Annotated in this window: 11 protein-coding genes; 5 read left to right on the top strand and 6 right to left on the bottom strand. The window is 62.5% G+C overall.

Annotation, left to right across the window (positions count from 1 at the left end; translation table 11 throughout):
• Position 1 precedes the first annotated feature (1 nt).
• From tssG to tssB, 6 genes are all read right to left on the bottom strand, one after another.
• Positions 2–1,102, bottom strand: a complete 1,101-nt coding sequence (gene tssG / locus M5C01_RS12635; protein ID WP_152739021.1) for a type VI secretion system baseplate subunit TssG — start codon at positions 1,100–1,102, stop codon at positions 2–4.
• The gene (tssF, locus tag M5C01_RS12630) at positions 1,066–2,865 is read right to left on the bottom strand and encodes a type VI secretion system baseplate subunit TssF (protein WP_152739018.1); all 1,800 of its coding nucleotides are present in this window, start codon (positions 2,863–2,865) and stop codon (positions 1,066–1,068) included. The genes tssG and tssF overlap by 37 nt, the downstream gene beginning before the upstream one ends.
• A complete protein-coding gene (tssE, locus tag M5C01_RS12625; RefSeq protein ID WP_152739015.1) occupies positions 2,858–3,277 on the bottom strand; it encodes a type VI secretion system baseplate subunit TssE in 420 nt (139 codons plus the stop codon). The genes tssF and tssE overlap by 8 nt, the downstream gene beginning before the upstream one ends.
• Positions 3,278–3,307: 30 nt before the next feature.
• Positions 3,308–3,808 (bottom strand): Hcp family type VI secretion system effector, encoded by a 501-nt coding sequence (locus M5C01_RS12620; protein WP_100943178.1) that lies wholly within the window; start codon positions 3,806–3,808, stop codon positions 3,308–3,310.
• A 71-nt stretch (positions 3,809–3,879) separates the two neighbouring features.
• Entirely contained in the window at positions 3,880–5,502 is a 1,623-nt protein-coding gene (tssC, locus tag M5C01_RS12615) for a type VI secretion system contractile sheath large subunit (protein ID WP_152739012.1), read from the bottom strand.
• 31 nt (positions 5,503–5,533) lie between these two features.
• Positions 5,534–6,205 carry a type VI secretion system contractile sheath small subunit gene (tssB, locus tag M5C01_RS12610; RefSeq protein WP_152739008.1) on the bottom strand — a complete coding sequence of 224 codons (672 nt, stop codon included), beginning with the start codon at positions 6,203–6,205 and terminating at the stop codon, positions 5,534–5,536.
• Between the two features lie 217 nt (positions 6,206–6,422).
• Between tssB and M5C01_RS12605 the strand changes: the two genes are divergently transcribed.
• The 5 genes from M5C01_RS12605 to tssA are packed head-to-tail and all read left to right on the top strand — an operon-like array spanning position 6,423 to position 13,909.
• Positions 6,423–6,845, top strand: coding sequence for a type VI secretion protein (locus tag M5C01_RS12605; RefSeq protein WP_248764316.1), 423 nt, complete (start codon positions 6,423–6,425; stop codon positions 6,843–6,845).
• 32 nt (positions 6,846–6,877) lie between these two features.
• Positions 6,878–8,218: a type VI secretion system baseplate subunit TssK gene (tssK, locus tag M5C01_RS12600; RefSeq protein WP_152739003.1), complete on the top strand. Its 1,341-nt coding sequence runs from the start codon at positions 6,878–6,880 to the stop codon at positions 8,216–8,218.
• Positions 8,219–8,241: 23 nt separating this feature from the next.
• The gene (locus M5C01_RS12595) at positions 8,242–9,009 is read left to right on the top strand and encodes a DotU/TssL family secretion system protein (protein WP_152739000.1); all 768 of its coding nucleotides are present in this window, start codon (positions 8,242–8,244) and stop codon (positions 9,007–9,009) included.
• Entirely contained in the window at positions 9,009–12,830 is a 3,822-nt protein-coding gene (locus M5C01_RS12590; RefSeq protein WP_152738997.1) for a type VI secretion protein IcmF/TssM N-terminal domain-containing protein, read from the top strand. The genes M5C01_RS12595 and M5C01_RS12590 overlap by 1 nt, the downstream gene beginning before the upstream one ends.
• Positions 12,827–13,909 (top strand): type VI secretion system protein TssA, encoded by a 1,083-nt coding sequence (gene tssA, locus M5C01_RS12585; RefSeq protein WP_152738993.1) that lies wholly within the window; start codon positions 12,827–12,829, stop codon positions 13,907–13,909. Before M5C01_RS12590 ends, tssA begins: the two co-directional genes overlap by 4 nt.
• Positions 13,910–13,911: the final 2 nt, after the last annotated feature.

Below are 13,911 nucleotides of genomic sequence, written 5' to 3'. Positions count from 1 at the left end.
CTCAGGCACTTCCCTCTTCGTGCAAACGCAGGTCGATCCGGAAATCTCCCGTGCGCGCGACACGGTTCAACCGGGTTCCCTGACCCAGAGCGGTAGGTTGCTCGCGGCCAATCGTCAGGGTCGCGCTGCTGGTGACGTGCACGGACAGCGTACAACGCAGCTGCGCGCCAAAATAGAAGGCCACCAGCGCCGCCAACTGTTGGTGAGCCTCCCGGCCCGGCATAAAGCGCTCGGCCATCTCGGGCTCCTGCGGGCCGAGGCGGATATGAATACCGGCATGCTCATCCCAGACCCGGGTCCCGCACAGGGCGTTGCGTCCCAGGACCAGGTTACGGCCCTTGCGGCCCAGCACGCTCTGGTCGCTGGAAGCAATCTGTTGCCAGGCGCCCTGGTAGCCGTGCAGTTGCACGGGCAAATCGAAGTAGTGCTTGAGCAGGTTCTGAAACCCGGCCAGGGATCGTCGCCGGTTGGCCAGCAATCCGGCGCGGGCGATCAGGGCTCTTTCCGGCAGCACAGTCAGCTGCTCCACGGAACTGGACGACAGCCCGCACAAGGCACGCAACTGTTGGTACACCGGGCTGAGTGCCGGCTGGCTGTAAGGCAAGGCTACTCGCTGGCGTTGTTGCACCCGATACATCAGGCTCAGCAAGCGGTGCTGGAACAGATCGAGAAACGCCACCGTGCCGTGATCGCGGTTGCGCGCCCTCTGCTGCAACCATTCCTGATAGGCATAGGGTAACGGGCCGTCCGGGCCGCCGAGGCCGAACACCTGGGTGTGCAGGGTCAGCCGGGACCCGGGCATTTTCGCATTGGGGACCTGGCGCAAGCTGCTGATCTCACTCGGTGCGAACTCCGGCAACAGCGGCCCGCGCAGGCGCACCACCTCTCGCTCGGGATCACTGCCGGTACCCAGCGAGTCGACGGTTTGCTGCGCGCGTAGACGCGCCAACTCTTCTTCGAGGTCACTGCCAGTCCCCGGCGAATCAGCCGCTTGCTGCTCGCGCTCCAGAATCAGCAACGCTTGCAGCAATTCGAAACGCTGGGGGACCTGACGCAGCAGCGCGCCTAGAGAGCCAGGATGGGGTTGCTGCTCGGACTCCATTGCTTGATCTCCTTATCGCCCTCTACCAGCACGGTGCGAACAAAACAGTTGGCATTGGCATACAGCGCGAAAAAGTGCGCCAGTACACCGGAGAACAGCACCCGGCTGCTACCGGAAAACTTGCTCGGATCCAGTTCCAGATGAACCTCCAGGCCGTTGCGCCAGCCGCGCCAGGCATCCTTGCCGGCACGGCCGACAACCCGTTCGGTTTTCAGCGAGAGAATGCCATTGATCTGCAGGCGAGCCGAGGGCTCGTCGCGCAGATTGTGCAGAATCAGCATTTCCTTGAGGGCCTCCAGGGCCTGGGGGCCTTCGGTCAACGACAGATGATTGAGGTTGAGTTGCGAGATCAGGCGCCAGCGTGAAGACCCCTCCAGGTCGGGCAGTGATTGCGGCGTGGGGCTTTTCAGCAAGGCAATGGTGGCCACCGGACCGCTGCGTTCGAACTTCAAGGAGGTGCCGGTCAACAGGTTTTGCGCCATATGCCGGTTGGTACACCAGACCTGCGCGGTAAAGGTGTCGTCAGGCGACGCGGAGCGCGGCTGGAACTGGCTGTCCACCAGGCTCAGGATCATGTCGGTGCCGGCTCGCGAGTGACCGGGGGCACTGATCCGCCGGGCGTGCCAGAACAGGCCATCCTCCCCTTGCCCATGCTGGTAGCCGTAGTACGGCGGCACGGTCTGGTAGCCGTTGGCGGTACCGGCCACCAGCTTGCGGATGCTGTGGATTTCAACACTGTTGTCACGGTGTGAGTCGGCTACCAAACGGTATTCGCTTTGCGTGCCGTCCGGGCGCAGGGTTTCAGCGGTACGGGAAAACAGATTGATGACCGGCGTACAGCCCAGGGCGATATCTTCGCGTTGCAGGCTGATACGGCTGTCGGGGGCGCGATCGAAGGCGACATAGACCTCGAGCAGATCCGTAGCCTGCGGCGGGATCTTCAGGGCGAGATCGAAAAAGGCGAACTTCTCCGGAAAGGCAAAATACTCCACCAACAGGTGCAGCCCGGGGTGCACGCCGTCTTCCTCCGGCAACAGCCGCTGGTTATCGTCATAACCGGCTGGCAAAGGCCGGGCCCCGAGTGGCTGGCCGAGGCTGCCGGGCAAGCCGCAGACAATATCCAGACTATGGGCGGCCAGCAGATCATAGAGTTGGGAACGATTACCCGCAGGCCCCGCCAGGTGAATGCGCAAGGTCTGGATCGGCAATTCGCTCCAGGGCTTGCCATTGTTGCATTTCAACACCAGACGCAGTGCCGCCTCGGCATTGGCGATCCCGGTGACCGACTGCGCGGCGCTGCCTTCGATCAGGCTGGCGTCCTGAACCTCCAGGGGCCATAGGGTGACATCGGCGCAGGTGCGGAAATACAGGCTGTCGAGCTGCTCTTTCTGCGGGGCCTTGAACACTTGTGTACCACGCGGCAGGTGATAGCCGGCGGCCAGGCTGCCTTTGCTCGGGTCCGGCCCGAACTGCACGATGGCGCAGGACGGCATCGGCCGTAGCGCCATCGGATACAGCTGTTCCAGCAAGGCATCGCTGAATTCGGAGTAACCGTCGTCGAGCCGGCGTTGCAAGCGCGCGGCGAGCAAGGCGAAGCTTTCGATCAAGCGTTCGACATGGGGGTCCTGGGAGCCACTGGACGACAGCTTCAGGCTGCTGGCCAGACTCGGATGGTTCTCGACGAAGTCGCTGCCGGCACGATGCAGCCAGGTCAATTCGCGCTGATAGTAATCCAGCAGTCGGGCATCAATCGAATCACTCATGCCTGACCTCGAAGCCGCTTTCACCCAGCTCCAGGACGAACGACATGTTCGGGGCCGTCTCCAGGCCCCGGACATGCCCCATCACGCGCACCGTCATGCGTGTACGTTGCCCCGGCAGCGCCTGTACATCGACGTCTTCCAGCGCCAGGCGTGGTTCGAAACGGGTAATGGCCTTCCGTATATCGCGAATCAGGATGCGATGATCCTCTTCACGGTCGGCATACAGGGTGCTCCAGTCGCTCATCCCGTAATCGATGATGGTCGGGGCGAACCCATGAACCCGTTCGGTGCGCCGGGTATTGAGCAGGCGCTCCAGCTCAAGGCGAATGGACTCGACGATCCGCAACGGATCACGGGCATCGAAGTAGCCCTCCGTGTCCCCCGCCAGGAGGTCGAACAGCGCAACACGCATGAAAATCTCCAACCGGATGAAAACAGGCGATCAACCCTTGATGAGTTTGTTCGCCGCCAGGTCCCAGGTGGAGGCTGCAGTGCCTTCCTTGGTACCGTCGTCTTTCTGGGCGGTCAGTTCCCACTTGATCTTGGTGAAGTTCAGCGACAGGGTTTCCACTGGCTTGCCACCGGCGCCGCCGCTGACACTGACGTTGGAGACCACCACGTTGGTCAGGGTGTAGATAATGAACGGCATCAACTGGCCGTTGCTCTCGGCGGCGTTACGGCCGACGGTGACCTTGACCTCGGCGATCGGCTTGCCGCCGCAGCAGTACTCGTTGATGCTCGGGGTGGCGGAGTCGACGAATTTGGTCAGGGTGAACTCACCGATATGCGGCTTGCCGGAGGTCCGTTCCGAGTTGCTGACGTCGTTGGTGACCTGCATGGCCACGTTGTGGCTGTAGGACATGACTTCGATCTTGTCGGCATAGCCTTCCAGCAGGGAGTCGCCTTTGATCGTGGTGCCCAGGTCGAGAATAATTGCATCCATGGGGTGTTGTTCCTTGCACGACTAGCAGAAATGGAGGGCCCGCCGGGTCACGGCGGGCTGCATGGCATGGATCAGGCCGCGGCGGGTGCCGGCAGCGCGGCGACCAGGCGGATCGAAGCGGTCAGCTCTTCCAACTGGAAGTGCGGCCGCAGGAACACCGTGGCGGTGTAGCTGCCGGGACGTCCAGGCACATCGCTGACATCGACCCGGGCTTCACGCAGCGGATACTGCGCCTTGATTTCCTGGGGGGCGTTGTCATTGATCAGCACGTAGTCGGCGATCCAGTTGTTGAGGTAGGTCTGCACGTTGTCGCGGGTGGCGAAGCTGCCGACCTTGTCGCGCAAGATCACCTTCAGGTAATGGGCAAAGCGCGAGGCGGCCAGGATGTACGGCAGCATGCCGGAAATCCGTGCGTTCGCGTTGGCCTCGAAGGTGTTGTAGGTCTGCGGTTTGTTGGTGGTCTGGCCACCGAAAAATACCGCGACATTGCTGTTCTTGCGGTGGCACAAAGCGATGAAGCCCAGCGAGTCGAGTTCCTTTTCCCGGCGATCGGTGATCGCCACTTCGGTCGGGCACTTGATCGCCAGGTCGCCGACCTGGGTATTGAACTGGTACACCGGCAAATCGCTGACCGTACCGCCGCCTTCCGTTCCGCGGATCGCGGCACACCAACGGTACTGCGCAAAGGCGTTGGTGATACGTTGGGTCAGCAGCCAGGCGGCGTTGCCCCAGAGGAACTTCGCCGAGTCGGGCTCGACCATCTTTTGCGCATCGACATCGGCACTCTCAGGCGGTACGCCCGAGGCTTTGGCCGCCGCAACGGCGGCAATGGCCGCTGCCGCCGCCGTCGCCCCGGCGGTGGTGTTGACGTCCTCGACGAAGGTCGACATCCCCGGTACCGGATTGTTCAGCGGATCGTACGGCAGACGCGACAGGTAATGGGGCAGGACCATGGCCACATAACGCGAGTCCTCGGTCTTGCGGAACGCGTTCCACTCGATCAGCGCGCCGCTTTCGAAAACCTTGCTCAGGTCACGGGGCACGCCCAGGTCGGCGAAGGTCTTGAGGTCGAACAGGGCCGGACTGGCCGCCGTGATCAACGGCGCATGGGCCGCCGCCGCGACACCCGACAGGTTGGTGAGCATCTTGACGTCGACACTGTTGCGACCGAATTCATAGTCGCCCATCAGCAGGCTGAACGGGCTGCCACCGAGGGTGCCGTACTCTTCCTCGTAGACCTTCTTGAACAGTACGCTCTGGTCGAAATCGATGGCTTTCTCCAGGTCCTGTTGCAGTTCGCTTTTGGTGACGTTGAGCAGGCGCAACTTCAGGGATTCACCGGTTTCGGTGTTCATCACCAATTGGTGCAGGCCACGCCAGGACGCTTCCAGGGCCTGGAACGACGGGTCGTGCAGCACCAGGTTGAGCTGGGCGTTGATCAGCGTGTCGAGATCGGCGATACGCTTGCTGATGGTGGTCAGCATGTTCTCGTCGGCCTGGACATTCTTTTCGCCCACTTCGTCGGCGAAGACGCTGAGCATCTGCTGGGCATACTTCTTCTGGACGCCATCCTGGGCACCCAGGATCATCGCCTGGACGATGCTTTCAAGCAGTGGGGTTGGAGCTGTCTGGTCGGCCGTTGGTGCGGCCGCCGCCGGCGTGGTTGCGGGCGTCAAAGCGGGGTCATTAGGCATCGCGATTCCTCCATGGAGGGGAGCTGATCAACTAGGATTTGGTAGGATCGACAACCGGTGCGGGGTCCAGGGGCTTGTTGGGATCCACGGGCGCCACTGCGGGGTCAGCCTTGACCGGGTCGACGACGGCCGCGGGGTCGGTCTTGGCAGGATCGACAATCGCTGCGGGGTCCGCTGCTGGCGGCGCGAGGGCCTTTTGCAGGTCGCCCTTGAAGGCCAGAATCGCCGCGTCATCGTGCAGCCTGGCAATCAGGCTCCGGTCCAGATCGTCATTGCCATCGAGCTTGATCAGCAGGTCCTGCAGCTTCTGACGTTTGTTGTAGAGGTCTTTGAGTCCATCGATCTGGGAAACGATATTTTCCGGACTGAAATCTTCGATGGTCTTGAAGGACAGCTCGGCCCACAGGCCGTCGTTTACTTTTTGGGGATCGATCAGGTTCGCGACTTTGAACTTTTGTTGCGGGTTGATCCGGCTCAGCACCGTGTCGAAGCTGTCCCGGTCGATGTCGACAAAACCGCGCGAAGACAGTGGGTCGGGTTTGTTCGGCTGGTTGTTGCCGGAGAGGTCGGACAGGATGCCCACCACCAGCGGCAGTTCCTCTTTGGTGAAGGCGTTACCGATTTCTACGTCATAAGTGATTTGCACACGCGGGGGGCGGTTACGACCCAAGTACTTCTGCTTGCTTTCCTGATTAGCGGCCATGCCCTTCTCCTTCTGGCGCGCCTACCGAACGGCAACGCGCTCCTGGTGGTATAAACCTTTTCCGACGGCTTGAGTGCGAATTTTCTGTAGGAAAATCGACTGTCCAAAACCTTAGAAGAGGTCTATAAGACAAGCAAGAAATATCTGGCAAAACCTATATTTGAATCCTATGAAGCGAATTAAGTTCCTCGGTAGCAGCTGCGCGCTAGCTTTTTTCATGATATTTCAGATAAGTGGTTGCAGCCTGTTCGCGCCCAAGGTCGCGCTACAGAAAGTCATAGTCGATGTCGAGCCCAAAGCCAACAGCGACACACCACTGCCCCTGGATTTCGTCGCTGTCGCCGATCCGCAATTACTCGAGCGTCTCAAGGGCACGCCGGCCAACCAGTGGTTCGCCCAGCGAGAGCAGCTACGCCGCGATTTCCCCCAGGGTTTCAACATCTGGAGCCTGGAGGTGGTTCCGGGGAACCTGGTGACGTTCGCGAGCAATCCCCTGCAAGGTGAAAAGGCTGAAGGCGTGTTGTTGTTCGCGGGCTACAGTACACCGGGCGCACACCGATTGTTGCTCGACAAACAAACGGATATCTGGCTCAAGGTCGGCGCCCGCGAGATGCGCCTGCTCGACGCCCAGGGCCAGTGAAACCCGTATTCCAGGAAGGCTAGGAGTGAAGGATGCGCGCTATACCGGATGCTATACCGGATGCGATCTGTTGGAGTGAAGGCATGCATCTGCTGCCACAACATTTCCAGTTGCAGAGCTTGCGTGCCGAGGGCGTGAGTGCCCGGCTCGCAGCCAATGCCAGGCCCTGGTACTGGGGTGTGCAGTACATTGAATTACTGGTAGAGGACAGCGGCAAAATCACCGTCAAGGCACTCGAGGCCGTAATGCCCGACGGTCTGGTGGTCGACCTGGATGCCGTCAAGGACAAAGAGCACTATCCGCTCGAACTCAAGCTGACTGCCGATGATTTCCAGAAGCAGAGCACCCTGATGGTTTACCTGGCGGTCGATCCGCTGTGGCGTGCCGGGCTGCTGGGCGAGGTCAGTGGCCGGCTGCGTTCGCTCAATATCAACGCCGTGGACCTGAACGGCAGCGACGCCCCGACGCCCGACACCGTATGTGTCTGGCGCCCCATCGTGCGGCTGGTCACGGAAAACCAACTCTCCGACTCGATCTGCCTGCCATTGCTGCGCATCAGCCATTCGGGCGGTGTGTTCAGCCAACTCGACTACGTGCCGCCCTGCCCTGTGTTGACCCCGGACTCGGTGATCGGCGAAAGGATCAGCAAGGCGTGCCTGCTGGCCCGCAGCAAATGCGATTTCCTCAAAGGCCGCTGGCGCCTGGCGCAGGACGCCGGCAAGACCCTGGAGGGCGCTGAACTGCGCGGCCAGTTGGTCGCGATCGGCTCCCGGCTCCCGGAGTTGCAAGCCACGCTGGATACCGGTGTTGCTTCACCGATGGCGCTGTACCTGCAATTGACCGGCCTGGTGGGTGCGCTATACGGCTTGCAGCCGGAAGAGACACTGCCCCGTTTCAGCCCCTTGCTGTTCGACGATATGCTGCCAGGCTTCGCCCAGGTGCTTGACTGGATCGAAGGCCAGCTCAACAACATTCGCGCCAGCTACACTCGACGCAGTTTCGACTACAAGGACAAGCATTTCTCCATCGCCCTGCTGGACCGCCAGACGCCGATCCAACAGTTGGTCATCGGCCTGCGCATGCCTTCCGGCGCCACGCCACAGGCGGCGGGGGATTGGCTGCAAAACGCCTTCAGGGCCTCCCGGGCACAATTGCCGCCCCTGATCCAGCAGCGCTCCCATGGGTTGGCGTTCAACGTGCTGGGGCGCAATGACCAGGTCGCCTACGGCGTTGCCGAGGATATTCGTCTGTTCACCTTGCAGGCCGCGGGTGATTGGTTCGCACCTGATACCGACCTGTGCCTGTATATGCCACCGGGCAGTGCAAGGGTCGAACCTGTTGAAATCATGATATTCGACGCCACTCGGGACTGAACCGGATCAGGGATTGATGAGCGATGTTGGATAATGACGCACTGCCGACGTTCGACACCTTCGAGGCGGCGCCCCTGAGCAGCGCCTTCAACCGGGCCTGGAATGAATGGCTGGTATTCTGGCAGGCCCTGCCACATACCACCGAAGCCAAGGTCCAGGTCGTGCAAGTGGCCGAGCAGGTCAGTCAGATTGCCCGGCGGCTATGGCGCAGCACCTTCGCCGCCGTCGGCGATGCCCAGGGCCAGCAAGCCAAGGCAACGCTCTTCGCTTTCGTCGGGCTGGTGGACGAACACCTGTTGTTCGAAGACTGGCCGGGGCAATCGATCTGGCAGGATCTGCCGATGGAAACCCGCATGTTCGGTACGCGTTCGGCGGGCGACCGGATTCCGGTCGCCATCAAGAAACTCCTGGAAACCCGCGACCCGGCCCTGCGCGACCTGGGCAGCGTCTACCTGTACTGCCTGATCCTCGGTTTCCAGGGCCGGCTGCGCAACGGCAGTGGCCCGGCCTTGCACGAAAAATGGCGGCGCAGCCTGTTCACCTTTATCCGCCAGCGCAGCGCCACACCCAACGACATCGCCCAACAACTGCAACGCCCGAGCGCCATCGCGCCGCAACAACTGCCGGTACGCCGCAGCCTGCCCGACGGTTACCGGCTGGGCCTGGCCTTGGGGTTGGGATTCTTGCTGTTGCTCGCCATCAGCCAGGGCTTCTGGTTGAACATTCAATACCGGGTGCAGCCTGCTCTTGATCAGGATCGGCAAACACTGGTCACGGAGCTCAAGCGCTGATGGCTTACCTGGGTGAAATACTCGCGGCCCTGCTCCTGCTGGTGGTGGTCGCGGCACTGTTGTGGAAGTATTCCGCGCGACTGAACGGCGCCAATCGCAGCTTCTACGCTGCGGTGAGCGAGTGGGAACAAGCGCTGGGCGTGCACGATCGTTATGAGACGCCGTGGGTGCTGATGCTCGGCGATGCACCGCAGATCGAGGCGCTCCTGGCCGGCTGGGGACTGACCAGCACGACGCAACCGGCCTGGTTCGGACGTTGGTGGTACGGCCCCGACGGCGCGGTGCTGGTGGTGCCCGCGCCGCTGTTCAGCCATGGCGAGCGCGCCAGCGTGCAGCTCAAGCTCTGGCGTCAACTGCTGGAACTGCTACTGCAAGCCCGGGCCAATCGACCAGCGGATGGCATTATCTGGCTCTGCGACCTGGAGCAACTGGCGCCCGATCAGGATACCGCCGCCGCCGGCCTGGCGGTACGGCGCAAGTTCATCGATCTGCAACAGCGACTCGGCCTGAGCCTGCCGGTGTATATGCTCCTGAGTGGTTTCGAGAGCCTGCCCGGTACCAGCAAACTGCTGGAAGTGCTGCCAACGGCGGCGAAAGACGCACCGTTCGGCTGGACATCGCCCTACACGGCGCAAACCCCTTGGCACCCTGACTGGATCAGCCAGGGCCTGGGCCTGGTCGAACAGACCCTGGCCGACCTGCTGGTGGAAATCGGCACGTTGCGTGGTCAGGTGGATGCCGAGCTGTACTTGCTGCCCAAACAATTACAAGCCTTGCATGATCCCCTGCGCTCCTTGTGCGACCCGATATTCCAGGGCAACGCCATGGGCGAAGCCCCGCGTTTGCGCGGCATCTATTTCAGTGCCCAGGCCAGTCCCGCCGCGCCGGCGGCCGATGCCGACCCCTTTGCCGAAGGCCCGGCGCCGATCCCGGCGCCGCCACTGTTCACCGCGCGCCTGTGGCGGCAACGAATCATTGCCGAACAAGGGCTGGCACAGCCGATCACGCGCATCCTGCAATTACGCCAACGCTGGCAGCGCCTGGTGGCGCTGGCCGTGGGCGTGATCGGGCTGGTCTGGGTGATCGGCATGCTCTGGGCCTGGCATGGTCGTAGCGATGCCGCGACGCAGTTGAGCAGCCTGCTGCACGAGGACCAGGCGCATAACCCGGTGACCGTCGACGACGACGCCGCGCGCGAACGCATCGCCAGTTTCTGGCGCCTGCTCCAGGCCGCGCCGCGTTGGCATATGCGCACCTCGCTCCTGCCCGGCTCGTGGTTCTCCTCACTGGACCAGCAACTGGCGCAGGAGCTGCGCGCCCGGGCCCGGGTGCAATTGTTCACGCCGCTCAAGGGCAAGCTGCAGGACGAAATCACTACCCTGATTGCGCCTCGCGTGGCGCCGCGTCCCAGGGCCGGTAGCAGCAGCAATGAAGAGGCCTACCGACAAGCCATGCAGGTGCTCGACCAGGCCCTGGCGGTGGAACGCCACAACAAACGTTTCGCCCAGAGCCTGCAAGGCGACCAACGCCCGCTGGACGACGCCATCGCCCTGGCCAACGAGTTGTTCGGATTCAATTTCCAGACCAAGGGCCTGCCGCTGAGCGATGACTACAACAGCCTGTTGGCCACGCCAGAAATCCCGCTGGCCAGCCCCGTGCAACTGGACCCGCTCAAGCCGCAGATTGCTGCGCGCTACGTCAATGCCATGCGCCTATGGCTTGACAGCCTGTTCGCCAGTTCCGACTTCAGTGCCACGGCCGGCGCCCTGAACAGTCAATTGCGGGCCTTGCAGGGGGGACAGCGCAACAGTCTCGCCGAGCTTGAAGAACTGGATGCCTCCATATCCCAACTGCGCCAGTTACTGACCCTGACCAATGCGGCGTGGAGCCAGGGCAACGGCGCACAGTTGGCGCCCGGTTATCAGGAAGGGCTCGAAAAGGCCCGGCAAAGTGCATTGATCGGCAGCATCGCCGTCGACCAGGTCGAGCGTTATGCCGACACCTCGAAACGGACCTTCCACGATCGCTGGCTGGAACAGGGCGACGAGGAACAGGGCATTTTGCGGCAACAGAGCAGCGGTACCCTGGAGTTGCAAGCCAACGTCGACAAGCTCGGGCAGGTGGTTGCGGCGCTGTTGCACCAGGACTTCAGCCAGATGGCCCTGAACCAGGACGATGCCCCACCGCTGAGTGGCCAGGGGCTGCGCGAGCTGGACAGCGGCAAGTTGGATGCGGCGCTGCACTATCACGACAGCTACCAACTCTGGTTGCAACAGAATGTGGCGGAGCTGCCGGCGCCCTACCGCAAGTCCATGATCAGCGCCGCCCGCTCGGCGACCGCCACCGCCATGTGGCAAAGCCTGAACAACGTCTCCAGCCTGAGCGCCAGCAAGCCCCCGAGCATCGACAGCGGCACCACCTTCAACCTGCCCGCCGACAAGGCCCTGCAAGTGCTGCAAGTGTTCAGCGATATCGGCGACTCCCGCCAGATCGAGCTATTGCGGCAAGAGTTGAATACCCGTGCGCTGAACGATATGCGCCGTGCCTCGAACGAGATCGCGGCCCTGCCACTGTTCCGCCAACCCATCGACTTCAGTCAATGGGACGGTACCCGCAACCTGTCGCTGCGCAGCTTCCGGGAAAGTGATCCACCGGCGCTGAAACTGGCCTTGAGCCGACAATTCACGCTGATCGGCGACTCGCTGAGCACCGCGCGCCCGGCCATCGAGTGGCTCGACCAGCAGCGTGATCGACTCTCGGCCAGCGATGATGGGACCCTCGACAGCTTTGTCGACATGAGTGCCGAGCTCAAGAAGTACGGCGACCAGAACCCGGCGAGTTCACCGCTGCAGTACCAGCAGATGGTCCTGCGTGACTTCAATGACATGGACCTGGGTAACTGCGCCAAGATCCTTGCCGATTCCATCCTGCCGATGGGACAAGGCAATATTGCCCTGCTCGCCCGCAGCGCCCATGACCGGGCGCGGCAACGCTGCGACAGTTTGCAGAATTACACGGCCGCAGTGGCCTGGAAGCGCCTGGGCGATTACTTCAGTACCTACCTGGCCGGGCGTTTTCCCTTCAGCGGTGACGACACGCCGGTCGATGCCAACCCCGACCGGGTCCGTGAGTTCCTCGACCTGATCGACAAAAACCTGCCCAGCGCCTTCAGCGGCCTGGAGAACAACCGCTCGCCACAATCGTCCGCGGCCGCCGAGTTCCTGTTCAACCTGCAAAACGCCCGGGCCTGGCTCGGTCCGTTGTTGCTGCGTGACAAGGACGGCGTGCGCGGCCTGGACCTGGAAGTCCGCTGGCGCACCGACCGCGAGGAAGAGCGCGGCGCCGACCAGGTGATTGACTGGAACCTGGCCACCGGTCCACGGGAAGTCGGCTATCCGGCGGAAAACCTCAGCCACGCCAATTGGACCGTCGGCGAACCGGTTCGCCTGGCCTTGCGTTGGGCCAAGGGCAGCAGCCAACGGCCGCTGGACGATCCGAAACAACCGGCGCTGGCCGTGGCCGACTTGCAAGCCAGTTGGTCATACGACGGCACCTGGGCCTTGCTGCGGTTTATCCACGCCAACCAGGCCGGCAATCACTTCGCGACCCAGGATGAGGGTGACCGGCCGCTGGCCCTGCAACTGCCGTTGCGCTCGCCGCAGCCGGGCAATGCCAACGCCCTGATGTTCCTGCGCCTGTCGCTCAAGGCCGTTGGCGGCAAGCAGCCGCTGACCCTGAGCACCTTGCCGACACGCGTGCCGGCCTCGCCCTATGGGTCGGTCTTCCCGTTGCCCGTGGCCAGTACCGAGAGCCAACAATGACGATCGACACACCCTCCCTCGATCAACTGCGCCTGCGTTTGCCGGGCTTGATCGATCCGCTGCCCGGTGCCGATCCGGCCGGTATCAGCTTGCGCTCGGCGCCCGAGATCGACGTATTGCGCGAGGCCCGTCGCGAAGACGATGCCAGCCTGCCCACCGGGGTCTGGCAGACCGACCTCAAGCGCGCGGACTGGTCGACGGTGGAGAACCTGGCCAGCGAGCTGTTAAGCAAGCAGAGCAAGGACCTGCTGGTGGCGACCTGGCTGGGAGAGGCCTGGTTGCAGCGTTATCAGTTGCCCGGTGTGTGTGTGGCACTGGAACTGGTGGTCGGGCTTTGCGAGCGTTATGGGCAGACCCTCTACCCCCGGGGCGACGACGCCAGCTGGCTGGCCTCGCCACTGGGCTTGCTGGTGCGCCAGTACAGCCTGTTGCTGAATATTCGCCTGCCCTTGCTGGGCGGCGCGGCGCGCGGGTTCGAAACCCTCACGCTGGAACAGTGGATGCGCGCGCAGAAACAGCTGCTGAACAAAAGCGAGGAGCGCAAGGCCAAGGCCCTGGCGCAGGAGTCCCAGGACCTGCTGCGTGACTGGCGCGAGGCTGTGCTGCGAATTCCGCTCGATCAGCTCGACGCACGGTTACAGCTGTTCAATACCTGTTTGCAGAATGTTGAGCGACTGAACCGCTGGGGCGACAGCCAACTGGGTGGAGATGCACCAAGCTTTGCCGCATTGCAAAACATCCTCGATCTACACGTTCAAGCTTTGCGGGAGTTTATCGCCATGCATCCGGAACCGCTGCCTGTGCAAGTCAGCCTGCCCCCTGAACCGACGATCGAGGAGCCCGCCGCGACAACAGCCCCCCTGCCGCTTTCGGCACCCGAGTCACGCCAGGCCGCCTACCGGCAGTTGAAGGTTATTTCCGACTATCTGAAACGGGTCGAGCCCCACAGCCCGGTGCCCTACCTGATCAACCGTGCGGTGGATTGGGGGAATATGGAGCTGCCGGAGCTGCTTGGCGAGTTGATCAAGGCCGACCCCGATATCCAGCGGATCTGGCGACTGCTCGGGGTCTTGCCTTGAAT

The sequence above is a fragment of the Pseudomonas sp. MWU12-2319 genome, assembly GCF_023242525.1.
GTDB lineage: Bacteria > Pseudomonadota > Gammaproteobacteria > Pseudomonadales > Pseudomonadaceae > Aquipseudomonas > Aquipseudomonas gingeri_D.
This window is presented reverse-complemented; position numbering and strand designations above follow the sequence as displayed.

Bases quoted from the DNA above. Each gene is read 5' to 3' on its own strand.
- tssK (WP_152739003.1), top strand. From the start codon at position 6,878: ATGCGCGCTATACCGGATGCTATACCGGATGCGATCTGTTGGAGTGAA.
- M5C01_RS12595 (WP_152739000.1), top strand. From the start codon at position 8,242: ATGTTGGATAATGACGCACTGCCGACGTTCGACACCTTCGAGGCGGCG.
- tssC (WP_152739012.1), bottom strand. From the start codon at position 5,502: ATGCCTAATGACCCCGCTTTGACGCCCGCAACCACGCCGGCGGCGGCC.
- tssA (WP_152738993.1), top strand. From the start codon at position 12,827: ATGACGATCGACACACCCTCCCTCGATCAACTGCGCCTGCGTTTGCCG.
- tssF (WP_152739018.1), bottom strand. From the start codon at position 2,865: ATGAGTGATTCGATTGATGCCCGACTGCTGGATTACTATCAGCGCGAA.
- M5C01_RS12605 (WP_248764316.1), top strand. From the start codon at position 6,423: ATGATATTTCAGATAAGTGGTTGCAGCCTGTTCGCGCCCAAGGTCGCG.
- tssB (WP_152739008.1), bottom strand. From the start codon at position 6,205: ATGGCCGCTAATCAGGAAAGCAAGCAGAAGTACTTGGGTCGTAACCGC.
- tssG (WP_152739021.1), bottom strand. From the start codon at position 1,102: ATGGAGTCCGAGCAGCAACCCCATCCTGGCTCTCTAGGCGCGCTGCTG.
- tssE (WP_152739015.1), bottom strand. From the start codon at position 3,277: ATGCGTGTTGCGCTGTTCGACCTCCTGGCGGGGGACACGGAGGGCTAC.
- M5C01_RS12620 (WP_100943178.1), bottom strand. From the start codon at position 3,808: ATGGATGCAATTATTCTCGACCTGGGCACCACGATCAAAGGCGACTCC.
- M5C01_RS12590 (WP_152738997.1), top strand. From the start codon at position 9,009: ATGGCTTACCTGGGTGAAATACTCGCGGCCCTGCTCCTGCTGGTGGTG.